Here is a 14,806-nt window from a genome sequence, read left to right as displayed (position 1 = left end):
ATTTGACACGTTCTAAAAGGGAAAGCCGCACAAGCCGTGGCCTGCGCGGCTTTCCCAATGCATTTCATCCGTCTGAAGGATCAACCGGCGTTGATCGGCAAAGCAACGAAGCGGCTGCCGTCACCGGACTGAATCTGGAACAGGGCGCGGGTGCGACCGTCCTTCTTCGCCTGCTCGATGATCTTGGCAATATCGCCGGCGTTGGAGACCTGCTGGTTGTTGACCGACGTGATCTTTTCGCCTTCCTTCACGCCCTTATCAGCGGCATCGGAGTCGGGATCGACGGCCGTGATCGCTACACCCTTGCCATCATCGGAAGGGCCGACGGTCAGGCCAAGGTCAGCCAGGGCCTTCTCGGAGGACGGCTGCTGCGGCTGGCTCGGCTGCGAGTCGTCATTCGAGGCCTGGTTCTGATCGGCCGGAAGCGTGCCGAGCTCAACCGTGACCGACTGCGACTTGCCAGCGCGCCAGATAGAAACCTCGACCTTGGAACCCGGCTGCATCGCGCCGATGCGACGAGCCAAATCACGCGGATCCTTGACGGGGTCGCCATTCACTGCGGTGACGACGTCGCCGTTCTTGATGCCGGCCTTCTGGCCCGGCGAGCCGTCCTGCGGGGAGACGACCAAAGCGCCGCTCGCCTCGGAAAGGCCGAGAGATTCGGCGATATCCTTGGTGACGGGCTGGATCTGAACGCCGAGCCAGCCGCGCGAAACCGTGCCGGTCTTGATCAGGTCGGCGACGACATCCTTGGCCGTGGTTGCCGGGATCGCGAAGGCGATGCCGACGCTGCCGCCGGACTGCGAGAAGATGGCGGTATTGATGCCGACCACCTGGCCGTTGAGGTTGAAGGTCGGGCCACCGGAATTGCCCTTGTTCACCGGTGCGTCAATCTGGATGTAATCGTCATAGGGGCCGGAATGGATATCGCGGCCTCGGGCCGAAACGATACCTGCGGTCACGGTGCCACCGAGGCCAAACGGGTTACCGACGGCAACGACCCAGTCGCCGACGCGAACCTTGGAGTCATCGGCCCAACCGACATAGGTGAACTTCTTGCCCTTGGGGTCGACTTTCAGGACAGCGAGATCGGTACGGCTATCCTTGCCGACGAGCTTGGCGTCGAGTTCAGTGCCGTCGTTGAGGACGACGACGAAAGCTGCACCATCGGAAACGACGTGGTTGTTGGTGACGATGTAGCCATCTTCCGAAACGAAGAAACCGGACCCTTGAGCGACCGGGCGCAGGTGGCCCTTGTCGTCAGAATTCTTCTGCTGGTTCTGGCCGCGCTGCTGGCCGCGGCCCTGCTGCTGCTCGAACTGGCGGAAGAACTTCTTCAGCGGGTGATCGTCCGGAAGGTCATCGAAGCCGCGGCCGAGACCGAAAGAATCATCCTCGTCGGCAACCGAGTTGACACGGGATTCGACGCGAACCGACACGACGGCCGGCGAAACGGCATCCACCACATTGGCGAAGCTCGGAACCTGCGGCGCCTGGACATTGACGGCATCGGCATAGGCACCGGTGACGACGGCCGGAACACCCGTTGCCAAGGCAGCAACAGCGAGGCCTGCGACGACGGAAGCCTTCATAGCAGTGCTGCGGGACAAAGTGTCCTTGATATTCCTGAACATATGCGAATTACCTTTTTGTTTCTCGTCAGATTTGCGCCGGGCGGAACCGGCTATGATGCGTCATAAGGAAGATATAGGGCACGGCACCTTACAACGAACTGTCCGCCCCATGAAAAATTCGTAATGTAAGGTATCGATGCAACGTTATGACGAAAGACGACGGCCGCGTCACTTCCCGAGGATATCTTTCAACTGCGCCTCTTCATCGGCGTTCAGAGAGCTACCGGTGGGCTTGCCCGCGCGGCGGCGCGCATAGACGGCAAGGGCCAATGCGCCCGCTACGAAGAGCGCGATCGGTGCTCCCCAGAGGATGTATGTCTTTTCGCTTAGGCGCGGCTTGAGCAGCACGAACTCGCCATAGCGGGAGACGATGTAATCGAGCACCTGCTGATCAGTGTCGCCATCGGTCAGGCGTTTGCGGACCAGCAAGCGCAGGTCCCGCGCGAGATCGGCATTGGAATCATCGATGGATTGATTCTGGCAGACCATGCAGCGCAGTTCGGCCGAGATCGTCCGCGCCCGCGCCTCCAAGGCCGGATCGGGCAAAACTTCGTCCGGGTTGACCGCGAAGGCGGGTGCCGCGGCAAAGAGCAATGCCAGCAGCATAAGTAAGCGGATCACCCATACTTTCCCCCCTTTAGGGAGGAAGTCGCCGGCAGCAGCAGCCGAGGAAGAAGGAGCACTGCCCTTACTGCGGTGAAATACCCCCTTAACCGCCCTTTGGGCACCTTCTCCCCGAGGGGAGAAGGGAAAACCGCTGCGGCCTTCATTGACCGGTTTTGCTTTGATACCGGTACGACAGCGACAATCTCCCCTTCTCCCCTCGGGGAGAAGGTGCCCCGGAGGGGCGGATGAGGGGGAGACGGTCAAACGCATCATTCGGCCGGCTCCATCGCCGGACGAGCTGGTTTTGCCTTCCGGCTCGGGGCGCCGACGCGCAGGCGACGATCGCTAAGTGATACGAAACCGCCGATCGCCATGATGAGCGCACCCAGCCAGATGCAGAGAATGAACGGCTTCCACCAGATTCGCACGACCATGCCGCCGTCCTTACTGACGTCGCCGACCGATACATAGAGTTGGTTGAGACCTGGGGTGAGAATGCCGGATTCTGTCGTCGCCGTGCGGCTTGCAGTGAAGACGCGCTTGGCGGACGACATTTCTGCAAAGACAACCCCGCCACGGCTGACCGTGAAGTGGGCGCGATCCTCGGTGAAATTGGGGCCGACGCCGGGCTGCACGCCGTCAAAGCGCAGGCTGTAGCCGCCGAGCTCGGCTGTCTCGCCCGGCTTCATGCTGGTGATGTGTTCCGCCTCGAAGGTCGTCACCGCGACGATGCCGAGGACAGTGATGCCGAGGCCGGCATGGGCAAGCGCCGTGCCAAAGGCAGAGCGCGGCAGCCCGCTCAGGCGGCGCCACGCGACACCAGCCGCCACCTTGCCGACGCCGGCGCGATACCAGAGGTCGGCCAAGGCGCCGAAGACCAGGAAGAAGCCGGCGGCGAGGCCGAGAGCGGCAAGCACCGGCCCACCATGCTCGACATAGAACAGGACAAGGCCGGCCAGGAAGGCCAGGCCCGCAATGACATAAAGCCTCTGCAGCGCACCGAGCAGATCGCCGCGCTTCCAGGCGAGCAGCGGGCCGAACGGCACAGCAATGAGGATCGGGGTCATCAGCAATCCGAAGGTCATGTTGAAGAAGGGCGGCCCGACGGAAATCTTGTCACCGGTCAGTGTTTCGAGGGCCAACGGATAGAGCGTACCGGTCAACACCGTTCCGCAGGCGACCGTGAGGATCAGGTTGTTCAACACCAGCGCGCCCTCACGCGAGATCGGCGCGAACAATCCGCCGGCGGCAAGCTTCGGTGCGCGCAGGGCAAACAGCGACAAAGCCCCGCCGATGAAGATCAGGAGAATGCAGAGGATGAAGATACCGCGCGTCGGATCGCTGGCGAAGGAATGGACGGAGGTCAGCACGCCCGAGCGGACGAGGAAGGTACCGAGCAGCGACAGCGAAAACGTCAGGATTGCCAGCAACACCGTCCAGATCTTCAGGGCATCGCGCTTTTCCATGACAACCGCCGAATGCAGCAGGGCCGTGCCGGCGAGCCAGGGCATGAAGGAGGCATTTTCCACCGGATCCCAGAACCACCAGCCGCCCCAGCCGAGCTCGTAATAGGCCCAATAGGAACCCATGGCGATGCCAAGCGTCAGGAAGCTCCAGGCGGCCAGCGTCCAGGGGCGGACCCAACGTGCCCAGGCGGCATCGATGCGACCTTCCAAAAGTGCGGCGACAGCAAAGGAGAAGCAGACGGAGAAGCCGACATAGCCGAGATAGAGCAAGGGTGGATGGATCGCCAGACCGATATCCTGGAGGACGGGATTGAGATCCTTGCCCTCCGCCGGCGCCGGGTTGAGCCGAATGAACGGATTGGAGGTGAGCAGAATGAAGACCAGGAAGGCCGAGGAGATCCACGACTGCACGGCCAGAACGTTGGCACGCAGCACATCGGGCAGATTGCGCCCGAAGAGCGCGACGAGCGCGCTGAAGAGCGCCAGGATCAACAGCCAGAGCATCATCGATCCCTCGTGATTGCCCCAGACGCCGGAGATCTTGAAGACCAGCGGCATCAGCGAATGGGAATTGGCCCAGACATTGAGGACGGAGAAATCGGAGGCGACATAGGCATAGGTCAGCACTCCGAAAGAGAAGGCGACCAGCAGGAACATGACGATCGCGCCGACGGGGGCGATATCCATCATCGACGCGTCGCCGCGCCTGGCGCCGATCACCGGAAGGATGGAGACGATGAGTGCGGTGGCGAGCGCCAGCACCAGCGCATAGTGTCCGAGCTCGATGATCATCGGGTGGCCTCCTCGCCCTTCCAGACGCCATCGGCCTTCAGCTTATCGGCGACCTGCTTCGGCATATAGCGCTCATCATGCTTGGCGAGCACGCTGTCGGCAACAAAAACGTCGCTGCCCGGCTCGAACCTGCCTTCGGTCACCACACCCTGCCCTTCGCGGAACAGGTCTGGCAGAATGCCGTCATACTTGACCTTGATCGTGTCGGTGCCGTCCGTGACGGAGAACTGCACTTGCGTACCCTGACCGCGCACGATCGATCCCTCGCCGACAAGCCCGCCGAGGCGGATCAGCGTCCCGGCATTGACCGGCGTCTTGGCGAGATCCGCCGGCATATAGAAGTAGGCGACCGACTGGCTGAAGGCGAACAGCACGAGCAGCACGGCAACGGCGATGAAACCCATACCGCCGGCGATCACAGCCAGACGTTTCTGCTTGCGGGTCATTGCTGCGTCACCTCCGTCGGCAATCCCAATTCTTTCGCCAGCGCCAGAAGCTGCTGGCCCTCCCCTCCATCGGCCGGAAAGGCCGCGAGACCGCGCTTCAATGCATCCGCTGCGCGCTCCCGATCATTCAACACCGCATAGGAGCGGATTAGCCGCATCCAGCCCTCGAAATTCTTGGGATCTTCCTTGAGCTTGGCATCGAGGCTGTCGACCATGCCGCGGATCATCTGCTGGCGGTCGCCGCTGCTCAGCGCATTGGCCGCAGCGACGTCCTCCGCGGTCGGATTGCCGGGCGCCTTGTCATTTGCCGACGCCATCGGCTGGCCGCCATTCTTGACGATGTGTTGATCGACGACAGCAAGCCAGGGCGCGTCAGGCGGCGATTGCTTGGCGAGAGCCTCGAAGGCGGTCTTCGCATCGGCAGCCTTGCCCTCCTGCTCCAGCGCGAGCGCCAGATAGAAAAGCGTGCGCGGATTGGCGGCATCGAGCGCAAGCGATTGCTGCAGCACGTCCCGCGCCTCCGCCGTTACTATGCCATTGGCCTTGACGACCAGCACCTCGCCCAGATCGCCAAGCCGGGCCGCATTCGGCCCCAACAGACGGATGACATTGCGATAGGCAAGCTCCGCATCGCCGACACGGTTGGTCTTGAAATAAATGGGTGCCAGGACTTCCCAGCCCTTGGCGTCATCCGGGTTCTTGGCCAGATGCTGCTCGATCTTGACGATCGAGATGGCGAGATCGTTTCCTGGCTTCTCCAGCCGCGCTTCCAGCGGCTGCGCCGGCAGGCCGGGATCGCCGTTGACAAGATAAAGACAGAGACCAACGGCCGGAAGAAGGACGATGATGAAGGCCTGAGCAAGACGATAGCTGCCACGTGCCGGCGATTTTGCCGCCGTCTTCTCGTCTTTGGCGGCAGCAATGAGGCGCCGTCCTATTTCGGCGCGGGCATAGCCTGCCTCCTGCGCGGAGATGAGGCCGCCGGCAAGATCGCGCTCCAGTTCACGAAGCTGATCGCGATAGACCTCAGCCTCGCCGGAACGACCACCCTCCGCCTCCTTCGCACCACGCAGAAGAGGGTAGAGCAGCACAGCGCCGACAACCGCCGTAAGAACGGCCACGAGAATCCAGAACAGCATAGACGCCCAATACTTTAACGGGGCGCTTATTCCAACCGGGAAATGCCATCTGACGAAGATTTGAGGCGTTTGGCCGCGCCTTTCATTGCAGACGCCTATTCAAGCGGCGTCCAGGTGCCGTCGTCATTGCGGCAGGCCGCGCCCCTTGCCGTCGTCGGCTTGCCGTCGACCGTGAGGGTATGCGTATATTGCCGGCAATTCTGCGAGCCGACCTGATATGGCGCAGCGGGGACAACCTCGCCGCTTGCATTCCTGCCCTTCCATGCCACGGGTTGGCCAAGCGGCGAGGTCTCAAGCGCCCTATATTCTGCCTCCAGCGCGCGCTGCTTGTCGCTGTCGCTGAGCTTGATGCCGGTGCGCTCGACGATGCCACCATCAAGAGCATTGATGAAGGTCGCGGAGGCCGGAGGCTTCGCAGACGAAAACAGGCTCTTGCCGCCTCCCAAGCTGCTCGTGGTCGAGCAACCAGAAAGCGCAAGGGCGGCGAAAAGAGAGGGGACGACCAGGAAAAAGGTACGAAGCTTCATACAACCGAACCAGTATCAAAAAGCAAAACCAATAGGTACTGCGCTGCGGCATCATCATGACCCACAACGTCTTTTGGCATCATGCCGTTCCTCACGCAACATCCTTCATAAGGCCCGGCAAAATTAGGCTTGCCCGAAGCCCGCCCCAGCTACCCCGGGAGAGCTCGAAACGGCCTTGATATTCGTTGGTGATCTCGCTGACGATCGAAAGCCCAAGCCCCGTGCCGGGCTTGCTCTCGTCCAGTCTGCGCCCGCGCTTCAGGGCTTCGCGGATCTGATCCGGCTCCAGCCCGGGACCGTCGTCCTCAACCACCAGTTCCACCCAGTGGCGCCGCGCCGGATCGATGCCCTTGACCTCGGCCGGCGCCTCGTTTGCAACCAGACGCACCTTGTGTTCGGCAAAGCGGGCGGCATTTTCGAGGAGATTGCCGACCGTCTCCTCGAGATCCTGTTGCTCCATGGCGAGCGCCAGATTGGGCGAGACGGAGAGTTCGAATTCCTTGTCGGCGTTCAGCCGCCGCATGACACGGACCAGTCGCTCCAGCGCCGGCTCGGCCTCGGTGCGTGCCAGCACGGATTCGCGCTGAGCGGCGATACGGGCACGATTGAGATAGGATTGCACCTGCCCCTGCATCGCCTCGGCCTGGTTCTTCACCAGATCGCCATGTGAGCGCTCCAAGACGCGGGATTCGTTGAGCAGCACCGCAATCGGCGTTTTCAGCGAGTGCGCGAGATTGCCGACCTGCATGCGGGCACGCTCGACGATACGCCGGTTGCTCTCGATGAGCGCGTTGATCTCATTGGCAAGCGGCAGGATCTCACGCGGGAAATCGCCCTGCAAGCGTTCGCTTTCACCGGCGCGGATGCGCTCCAGCGCGGCGCGCGCCTTGTCGAGCGGTTTCAGGCCGTAGAGAATGGCGAGCGCATTGACGATCAAGCTTCCGACGCCGAAGCCGACGAGTGCGAAGTAGAGGCTGTGGGAGAAATTGCGGACGTCGTCCTCGACCACGGCGACATTGCCTGTTACGCGAAAGCGTGCGGCGCGGCCGTCCGTGTCGAGCACGACTTCCGTTTCGGCTACCTGGACGCGGTTTCCGAAGGCATCGGTGACGATGTAATAGCGTTCGTAATTCTTGTCGAAGGGCGCTTCCAGCACGGAGAGAACAGGCAGGTTCGATGCGCCGAGCGACGGCGAGACCAGCGGCGTCGCCGTATAGGTACCAAGCGGCTCGACCATCCAGTACCAGCCGGTCTTCGGCTGGGCAAAACGCAAATCACCGAGCTGCGGGCTGCCTGACAATGTGCCCTGGTCGCCGATCGTCACCGAGTTGATGACGTTATAGAGCTGCGCGCGCAACAGGTCCTGGAAACCGCGCTCGGCGCTCTTGCGATAGATATTCGAGATGACGAGGCCGATCACCACCAGCGCCACGGCGGACCAAAGCGTGGTCAGCAGCAGGACGCGAGCGGTGAGCGACTTAATTCGCATTGGTCGGAGCTTGGATTCTGTAACCAAGGCCGCGAACCGTTTCGATCAGGTCGACACCCATCTTCTTGCGCAGACGACCGACAAATACCTCGATCGTATTGGAATCCCGATCGAAATCCTGATCGTACATATGCTCGACCAGCTCGGTGCGTGAGACGACCTCCCCCTTGTGATGCATGAGATAGGCAAGCAGGCGATATTCGTGCGAGGTGAGCTTTAGCGGCTTGCCGTCGACAGTTGCCTTCGAGCTCTTGGTGTCGAGCCGCACCGGGCCGCAGACGATTTCCGAAGAGGCATGGCCGGCGGCGCGGCGGATGAGAGCGCGGATGCGAGCGAGCACTTCCTCGACATGGAAGGGCTTGGCGACGTAGTCGTCGGCGCCGGCGTCGATGCCTGCCACCTTGTCGCTCCAGCGGTCACGCGCCGTCAGAAGCAGCACCGGCACTGTGCGTCCGGCGCCGCGCCATTTCTCAAGCACTGTGATGCCATCCATTTCAGGCAAGCCGATATCGAGGATGATCGCATCGTAAGGCTCGGTATCGCCGAGGAAATGCCCTTCCTCGCCATCAAAGGCCGTATCGACCACATAGCCTGCCTCCTTCAAGGCCTCGGCAAGCTGACGGTTCAAGTTGATATCGTCTTCGACTATGAGAATGCGCATCTCTAAATCCAATTTCCCCGGTTCGATAAACAGTACCGCAAATCGTGGCGCAGTGGAATCACGGAAACAATAAGATTTCGTGTAAGATTCAAGGCTTTAGGTGGCATCAAAATGCGCGGGAATCACATCGGCACCTTCATCGTCACCTTGCGCGGACGCTGGCCGTTGCCCTGCACAAGGACAGTGATGATGCAGCTGTCGCCGGATGGTTGTACCGAGAGAAGCTGACCGCCGGTCTTGGCGACCACCTCGTCAGCGGCCTCACTACAATCGCTGTTGGCACGCGCGACCAGGGTCGACGTCGGCGCTGGCGCCGGCAGAACAGACGAGCCGGCCAGAACGAGAGCCGCTGCTGCTATGCTTGAAAATGAGGCCATGCTTCGGGCTTCCCACAGGGATATGAACTTGGCCGATTATTTACCCAAACACGTCTGAATGGCAAATGAATGGGCTGTAATTTTCGGCCGACTATGCGTCGGGGTCATCTGACTGATGATCTAACCATTTGAAATTATTGAATGCGAATCTGCCATAGCGTGACAACGGCAACCGGCTGTCGTTCCGGAGCGCCGCATCCATACAATCTATCGGCGATATGCGTGAATCGATGCGTATCCGCGTTCGCGGGCACCACACGCCCGGAGCCGCAGGCTTAGCCATTTTTAATCATTCTTGCTTATCATCGGTTCATAGAGGCGGGATGAAACGTCGCCTTTCGTGGCCAATGCAACCGGCCTGCAAGCGTCTTATCGACATAAGGCGTGGCGATTTCCTTGAGTCCTTTGAATCGCTTGCCGCGATCTCTTCTCAAGTTGAATCCGGAGCTTCAAAAGTTGATTCAAGAACCTCAAGCCGAGAATCCGGTTGCCGACAATCCGATTCCGCTCGCGTGCTCAATCCGTTGAAAGGGCTGGCGGGAAATGGTTCTGCGGGGCCAGACGTTCAGAAAGGTTCACGGACGGCCGTCACCGTCTCATAGTCAGCCGCAATGCGCATTTCGCGCAGCGGACGAACGCGCTTGATGGAGCGCTGGTAATTCGGATGGGCCTTGTAAGCCGCCAATGCCGCCTCGTCGTCGAATTCGCCGTAGACCACCAGATCGACTTCTGTTCCGAGCTGATCTGTCTTGACGTTCGTGCCGATCTCCAAAAGCCGCGCATGCGGAATGGCCGTGAGGATCGAGAGGCCGGAACGGACCTCCTCAAGCCTGGCGCGATCGGGAACGGTGAAGAAGACGATATGACGGATCACGCGGCGGCTCCTTGTGCATATGCGGGGCATCGCGCGATACCATGCGTATGGGTGCAATTCAATAAACGGGGCCCTTCACTTCCCGAAGCGTTTCGTCGACGCAGACGCCCATTTACGGCGTGGCGGCGCGGCGTGTTATCATCGCGGCATGACCGACGAGGACCTTATATCCCTTGCCCTTGGCCTGCCGGAGGCAGCAGAGAGCTCACACTTCGGAACCCGTGACTTTCGCGTGCGGGGCAAGATCTTCATGACACTTCGGGGACCGGATTTCTGCGTCGTCAAGTTGACGCCGGACCAGCAGCAGATGGCTTCGACCATCATGCCTGAACATGTCGCCGCCGTGCCCGGCAGCTGGGGCCGAAGAGGGTGGACGCGACTTTTCCATCGCGATGCCGGAAACGAGGAGGTCAGAATGCTGGTGCGTCAGGCCTGGCGGAATACAGCGCCGAAATCTATGGCTTTGCCGGAGGATTAGGCATCATGTCGTCCTCGACGGTCAGCGGCCAGTCGACGACATAATCCTCGAAGTCATCGAGAGCGACATCGTTTTCGCTGATGGTGCGCCCTTGGGCGGAGACACCCGCTATATGCACCGTTTCCGGATCGCCCGAGATCAACGGATGCCACCAATAGAGATCGCGGCCCTCGTTGACGAGGCGGTAGGCGCATGTGGGCGGCAGCCATTCCAGCTCCGGCACTTTCTCGGGCGTCAGTTGCACGCAATCCGGCACGAAATCCCAACGATTTGGATAGCTGGTGCAACGACAGCTCTCGTCATCCATCAGCTTGCAGCGGATCGAGGTGAAATAGACGTCGCCGCTATCCCACTCCTCGAGCTTGTTGAGACAACAGAGGCCACAGCCGTCGCAAAGGCTCTCCCATTCCGACGGGCTCATCTCCGTCAGGGTCTTGCTTTTCCAGAAGGGTATCTCGTCTGTCATCATCATCGTCCTCGCCCGGCCAAGGGGAATTCGGGCTGCGGCATGCATGTCTCTTGTTCTTTTCTCTAAATCAACCAATTATTCAATTAGCCGTTCTATGAGATAATGGGCTTTGCGTGTGCCACAAGGAGACACGCGGCAGTAATGTGGTCGGGAAGTAGAGCGTGGAAGACCCATCCAATCCAGAAAACGGGCCGAAGATGGCGCCCGAGACGCCAAGGGATAACGGGGCCGAAAAGCCACGGCGTCGGAAGCGCTATTTCTTTTTGCGCCTCGATTCATGGATCGATTCCACTTTATGGAATGCCGGCTTCGGTCTCGCCGAGGCGTGGGAAGAGATCACCATCTTCTTCCGCCGCTTCCGCGTTCGCGGCTGGAAACGTATCTTTTTCGAATTGCTCGGTGAAGGCCTGACGCTGGGAACAGCCGGTTCCGTCGTCATGCTGATGCTCGCCATGCCGGCCTTCGAGGCCACACAGGGCGACTGGCGCAACCGCGGCAATTTCGCCGTCACCTTCCTCGACCGCTACGGCAATGTCATCGGCCATCGCGGTATTATTCACGAGAATTCCGTGCCGGTCGACCAGCTGCCGGATTATTTCATCAAGGCGGTGCTTGCGACCGAGGACCGGCGCTTCTTCGACCATTTCGGCATCGATGTGATCGGCCTGTTCCGCGCGGTGACCGTCAATGCGCAAGCCGGCGGTGTCGTCCAAGGCGGTTCGACGCTGACGCAGCAGCTTGCCAAGAACATCTTCCTCAGCAACGAGCGCTCCATCGAACGCAAGGTCAAGGAAGCCTTCCTGGCGATCTGGCTCGAGGCCAATCTCTCCAAGAAGGAGATCCTGAGCCTCTATCTCGACCGCACCTATATGGGCGGCGGCACCTTCGGCGCAGCGGCGGCGGCGCAATTCTATTTCGGCAAGAGCATCACCGACGTCAATCTGGCCGAAGCTGCAATGCTCGCCGGCCTCTTCAAGGCGCCGGCGAAATATGCGCCGCATGTCAACCTGCCGGCAGCGCGTGCCCGCGCCAACGACGTGCTGTCCAATCTCGTGCAGAGCGGGCTTATGACCGAGGGACAGGTCGTCGCCGCGCGGCGCAACCCGGCTTCAGTGGTCGACCGCGCCCAGATCGAATCCCCGGATTATTTCCTCGACTGGGCCTTTGACGAGGTACAGCGGCTTTCAAACCGGTTCCCCGAGCGCTCGCTGATCGTGCGCACCACCATCGATATGGGGCTGCAGAAGGCGGCGGAGGATTCGGTCCAATCCAGTCTGATGGAATTCGGCGAGCGCTATAAGGCCAAACAGGGTGCCTCCGTCGTCATCGAAAACGGCGGCGCCGTGCGCGCCATGGTCGGCGGCAGCGATTACGGCGAAAGCCAGTTTAACCGCGCGACCAAGGCGCTGCGCCAGCCCGGTTCATCCTTCAAGATCTATACCTATTCGGTTGCGATGGAGAACGGCATGACGCCGACATCCACCATCGTCGATGCGCCGATCAGCTGGGGCAACTGGAGCCCGCACAATTACGAGAACCGCTACGAAGGCAAGGTGACGCTCACCCAGGCGCTGACGCAGTCGATCAACACCATCCCCGTACGGCTCGCCAAGGAGAAATTCGGCATTCAGCCGATCCGCAACATGGCCAAGGCCATGGGCGTCGAGACGCCGATCCGCAACGACAAGACCATTCCGATCGGCACATCGGAAGTGACCGTTCTCGACCAGGCGACCGCCTATGCCGTCTTCCCGGCCAACGGCATGCAGTCGCGGCGTCACGGCATCGAGCAGATCACCGGCTATGACGGCAGGGTGCTCTACGATTTCAGTCACGACGAGTTCCCTGCAAAACGGGTTCTCAGCGAAAAAGCCACGTCCTACATGAACCAGATGCTGACGCAGGTTCCGGTGATCGGCACCGGCCGCAAGGCAGCCCTCGACAACGGCATCGTGGTCGGCGGCAAGACCGGCACCACTCAGGCCTATCGCGACGCCTGGTTCATCGGCTTTACGGGCAATTACACCTGCGCGGTCTGGTTCGGCAACGACGACTATACCTCCACCAACAACATGACGGGCGGCACCCTGCCGGCCATGACCTTCAAGAAGATCATGGATTACGCCAATCAGGGCATCGTGCTGAAGCCCATCCCGGGCATCGCCACGCCGTTCCCGGTACAGAAGCCGCAAACCGTTGCCGCCAAGAAGCCCGCCGACCCCGCCAGTGGCGGCCTGCCGCCATTGGTGCGTCCGCGCTCGCTTTCGGTCGACTCCACGAGCATCCTGCGCGATATCGGCGAAAGGCTGAAGGCCGCAACACCACTCGGGGCGCAGAAGGTGGCGACGGCGGAGCATCGCAACACGACAGCGCCTGAATGACCAGTTCCCCCAGAAAATGCGCCGCGGCGCGACGCAGATGACAGTGGCAAACCCGCGGTCGAACTGAAGGATGGAGGCCGGTGTTTTGCATGTCCGCTGCTATTCCCGATCTTCGCCATTGTTCTCAAGACAGCCGTAAATAGTGGCTTGCCCTTCCCCCTACCGCCAGAATCAGGAATAAATCGGCACTGATTTGTCACGAGGACGATCCCAGGTGTTCCGAGTTCCCCTTCTTGTTGCGCTTTCGCTTGTCATCGCCTTTGGCGGCGGGATCGTGTTCACGCTTCTGGCGCTGGATGCCACCTCCGGCTTTGGCGCGATTAAGCTTGGCGCCTGGCAGGCTTTCCCCGAAATGCAGACGGCGGATGCGGACCCTTATGCGAAATCGCATCGAGCACGTGCGGGAAGGCTGCTTTACGGTACTGCCGAGGGGCTGGTGTTTACTGCCTCCGACGATGACGGCAAAGCGCGGCTGACCGCAAATTGCACCTACCGCATCAGCGGCCAGACGCCGCCGGCGAGACTATGGACCCTCTTCATCGCCGGCAATGACGGCCGGCCGATCGAGGATGCTGCCGGCCGTCCCTCCACAATCAATTCCTGGGTGGTGCTGCGCAAGCCGGATTCAACTTTTAACATCACCGTTTCATCCTCTGCGCAGGCGGGCAACTGGCTTGCCTTGCCGACGGCCGGGAATTTCCGTCTGGTATGGACACTCCTGGATTCGCCGGCGGCCAGCAATTCCGGCCTGATCGATCTCGGTATGCCGAAACTCGAGAAGATCGGATGCGGCAATGTTTAGATTCGTCTTTGCGATTCTGACCGGCCTATTCGGTGCGGTACTGCTGCATATCATCATCATTCTGTCGCTGCCGCACTTCTCCGATCGTGACGCCTATACACGTGTGTCGGACGAAGGTGACGAGAACCATTTCTATATGCTCGACAACAAGGACGATGACGCGGGACTTTCCAACACTGATCCCTACATCCGCACGGCCGTCTGCGCCTTCGACATCGAGGATACGCCCGTTCACCTGACCGCGAAGGGCAAAGTGCCGTTCTGGTCGCTTGCCATCTATGACGCGGCATCCAATGAAGTGTTCAGCATGAGCGACCGCACCTCGGTCGGCGGAGCGCTCGACCTGCTGCTTGCATCCCCCGTTCAGCTGACGGGCATACGCAAGGCACTACCGCCCGCCCTTGCCCAATCGATCCTAGTGGAAGTGCCGCGGTCTCAAGGCTATGCGGTCCTACGCACGATGGCGCCGCAGGCAAGCTTCGACGATGCGGCCAGAGAATTTCTCTCCCAAGCCGGGTGCGATGAATTCGATAATGGCTGAGATATTCCTGGAACCGAAGGCCATCAATTAAGCGGCTGGAGCTAGGTTGATCCGGGATAACTGCCGGTATGAGCGCGGAACAGCTGATTGCGGCCGCAGCCGGCAAGTGCGCGCGAATGCACTG

General features: G+C 60.8%; 15 protein-coding genes. 4 read left to right on the top strand and 11 right to left on the bottom strand.

The genetic code is table 11. The annotated features are described in order from the left end of the window. Positions 1 to 80: 80 nt before the first annotated feature. The 10 genes from FHT85_RS10615 to FHT85_RS10570 all read right to left on the bottom strand — a co-directional run bounded on the left by FHT85_RS10615 (position 81) and on the right by FHT85_RS10570 (position 10,011). Positions 81 to 1,634, bottom strand: coding sequence for a Do family serine endopeptidase (locus FHT85_RS10615; protein ID WP_112412335.1), 1,554 nt, complete (start codon positions 1,632 to 1,634; stop codon positions 81 to 83). A gap of 168 nt (positions 1,635 to 1,802) precedes the next feature. Next, positions 1,803 to 2,240 carry a cytochrome c-type biogenesis protein CcmH gene (locus FHT85_RS10610; RefSeq protein WP_112412336.1) on the bottom strand — a complete coding sequence of 146 codons (438 nt, stop codon included), beginning with the start codon at positions 2,238 to 2,240 and terminating at the stop codon, positions 1,803 to 1,805. 269 nt (positions 2,241 to 2,509) lie between these two features. Continuing rightward, complete coding sequence (locus FHT85_RS10605; RefSeq protein WP_112412337.1) at positions 2,510 to 4,498, bottom strand: heme lyase CcmF/NrfE family subunit; 1,989 nt, start codon at positions 4,496 to 4,498, stop codon at positions 2,510 to 2,512. Continuing rightward, entirely contained in the window at positions 4,495 to 4,944 is a 450-nt protein-coding gene (gene ccmE / locus FHT85_RS10600; protein ID WP_112412338.1) for a cytochrome c maturation protein CcmE, read from the bottom strand. The genes FHT85_RS10605 and ccmE overlap by 4 nt, the downstream gene beginning before the upstream one ends. After that, entirely contained in the window at positions 4,941 to 6,083 is a 1,143-nt protein-coding gene (gene ccmI, locus FHT85_RS10595) for a c-type cytochrome biogenesis protein CcmI (RefSeq protein ID WP_112335638.1), read from the bottom strand. The genes ccmE and ccmI overlap by 4 nt, the downstream gene beginning before the upstream one ends. Before the next feature lie 95 nt (positions 6,084 to 6,178). Continuing rightward, a complete protein-coding gene (locus FHT85_RS10590; RefSeq protein WP_112412339.1) occupies positions 6,179 to 6,610 on the bottom strand; it encodes a hypothetical protein in 432 nt (143 codons plus the stop codon). A 91-nt stretch (positions 6,611 to 6,701) separates the two neighbouring features. Next, positions 6,702 to 8,099, bottom strand: coding sequence for a sensor histidine kinase (locus FHT85_RS10585; protein ID WP_112412340.1), 1,398 nt, complete (start codon positions 8,097 to 8,099; stop codon positions 6,702 to 6,704). Further along, complete coding sequence (locus FHT85_RS10580) at positions 8,089 to 8,760, bottom strand: response regulator transcription factor (RefSeq protein ID WP_015339225.1); 672 nt, start codon at positions 8,758 to 8,760, stop codon at positions 8,089 to 8,091. The genes FHT85_RS10585 and FHT85_RS10580 overlap by 11 nt, the downstream gene beginning before the upstream one ends. Before the next feature lie 122 nt (positions 8,761 to 8,882). Further along, positions 8,883 to 9,137 (bottom strand): hypothetical protein, encoded by a 255-nt coding sequence (locus FHT85_RS10575; RefSeq protein WP_015339224.1) that lies wholly within the window; start codon positions 9,135 to 9,137, stop codon positions 8,883 to 8,885. 565 nt (positions 9,138 to 9,702) lie between these two features. Then, complete coding sequence (locus FHT85_RS10570) at positions 9,703 to 10,011, bottom strand: Dabb family protein (protein ID WP_112412341.1); 309 nt, start codon at positions 10,009 to 10,011, stop codon at positions 9,703 to 9,705. A 148-nt stretch (positions 10,012 to 10,159) separates the two neighbouring features. On the opposite strand from FHT85_RS10570, the gene FHT85_RS10565 reads away from it, so the two are divergent. After that, positions 10,160 to 10,489, top strand: a complete 330-nt coding sequence (locus tag FHT85_RS10565) for an MmcQ/YjbR family DNA-binding protein (RefSeq protein WP_112412475.1) — start codon at positions 10,160 to 10,162, stop codon at positions 10,487 to 10,489. Here the strand turns inward: FHT85_RS10565 and FHT85_RS10560 are convergent. Continuing rightward, positions 10,467 to 10,955 (bottom strand): YcgN family cysteine cluster protein, encoded by a 489-nt coding sequence (locus FHT85_RS10560; RefSeq protein ID WP_112412474.1) that lies wholly within the window; start codon positions 10,953 to 10,955, stop codon positions 10,467 to 10,469. The two genes, FHT85_RS10565 and FHT85_RS10560, sit on opposite strands and share 23 nt — an antisense overlap. 164 nt (positions 10,956 to 11,119) lie before the next feature. On the opposite strand from FHT85_RS10560, the gene FHT85_RS10555 reads away from it, so the two are divergent. From FHT85_RS10555 to FHT85_RS10545, 3 genes are all read left to right on the top strand, one after another. After that, on the top strand, positions 11,120 to 13,339 hold the full coding sequence (locus FHT85_RS10555) for a transglycosylase domain-containing protein (protein ID WP_112412342.1): 2,220 nt from the start codon (positions 11,120 to 11,122) through the stop codon (positions 13,337 to 13,339). A 214-nt stretch (positions 13,340 to 13,553) separates the two neighbouring features. After that, on the top strand, positions 13,554 to 14,141 hold the full coding sequence (locus FHT85_RS10550) for a DUF1214 domain-containing protein (RefSeq protein ID WP_112335633.1): 588 nt from the start codon (positions 13,554 to 13,556) through the stop codon (positions 14,139 to 14,141). After that, positions 14,134 to 14,682: a DUF1254 domain-containing protein gene (locus FHT85_RS10545; protein WP_112335632.1), complete on the top strand. Its 549-nt coding sequence runs from the start codon at positions 14,134 to 14,136 to the stop codon at positions 14,680 to 14,682. The genes FHT85_RS10550 and FHT85_RS10545 overlap by 8 nt, the downstream gene beginning before the upstream one ends. Positions 14,683 to 14,806 lie beyond the last annotated feature (124 nt).

This window comes from Rhizobium sp. BK312 (genome assembly GCF_014193605.1).
Classification (GTDB): domain Bacteria; phylum Pseudomonadota; class Alphaproteobacteria; order Rhizobiales; family Rhizobiaceae; genus Rhizobium.
This window is presented reverse-complemented; position numbering and strand designations above follow the sequence as displayed.

Excerpts from the sequence above, each read along its gene's own strand:
- FHT85_RS10615 (WP_112412335.1), bottom strand. The coding sequence starts at position 1,634 with ATGTTCAGGAATATCAAGGACACTTTGTCCCGCAGCACTGCTATGAAG.
- FHT85_RS10610 (WP_112412336.1), bottom strand. The coding sequence starts at position 2,240 with ATGCTGCTGGCATTGCTCTTTGCCGCGGCACCCGCCTTCGCGGTCAAC.
- FHT85_RS10605 (WP_112412337.1), bottom strand. The coding sequence starts at position 4,498 with ATGATCATCGAGCTCGGACACTATGCGCTGGTGCTGGCGCTCGCCACC.
- ccmE (WP_112412338.1), bottom strand. The coding sequence starts at position 4,944 with ATGACCCGCAAGCAGAAACGTCTGGCTGTGATCGCCGGCGGTATGGGT.
- ccmI (WP_112335638.1), bottom strand. The coding sequence starts at position 6,083 with ATGCTGTTCTGGATTCTCGTGGCCGTTCTTACGGCGGTTGTCGGCGCT.
- FHT85_RS10590 (WP_112412339.1), bottom strand. The coding sequence starts at position 6,610 with ATGAAGCTTCGTACCTTTTTCCTGGTCGTCCCCTCTCTTTTCGCCGCC.
- FHT85_RS10585 (WP_112412340.1), bottom strand. The coding sequence starts at position 8,099 with ATGCGAATTAAGTCGCTCACCGCTCGCGTCCTGCTGCTGACCACGCTT.
- FHT85_RS10580 (WP_015339225.1), bottom strand. The coding sequence starts at position 8,760 with ATGCGCATTCTCATAGTCGAAGACGATATCAACTTGAACCGTCAGCTT.
- FHT85_RS10575 (WP_015339224.1), bottom strand. The coding sequence starts at position 9,137 with ATGGCCTCATTTTCAAGCATAGCAGCAGCGGCTCTCGTTCTGGCCGGC.
- FHT85_RS10565 (WP_112412475.1), top strand. The coding sequence starts at position 10,160 with ATGACCGACGAGGACCTTATATCCCTTGCCCTTGGCCTGCCGGAGGCA.
- FHT85_RS10560 (WP_112412474.1), bottom strand. The coding sequence starts at position 10,955 with ATGACAGACGAGATACCCTTCTGGAAAAGCAAGACCCTGACGGAGATG.
- FHT85_RS10545 (WP_112335632.1), top strand. The coding sequence starts at position 14,134 with ATGTTTAGATTCGTCTTTGCGATTCTGACCGGCCTATTCGGTGCGGTA.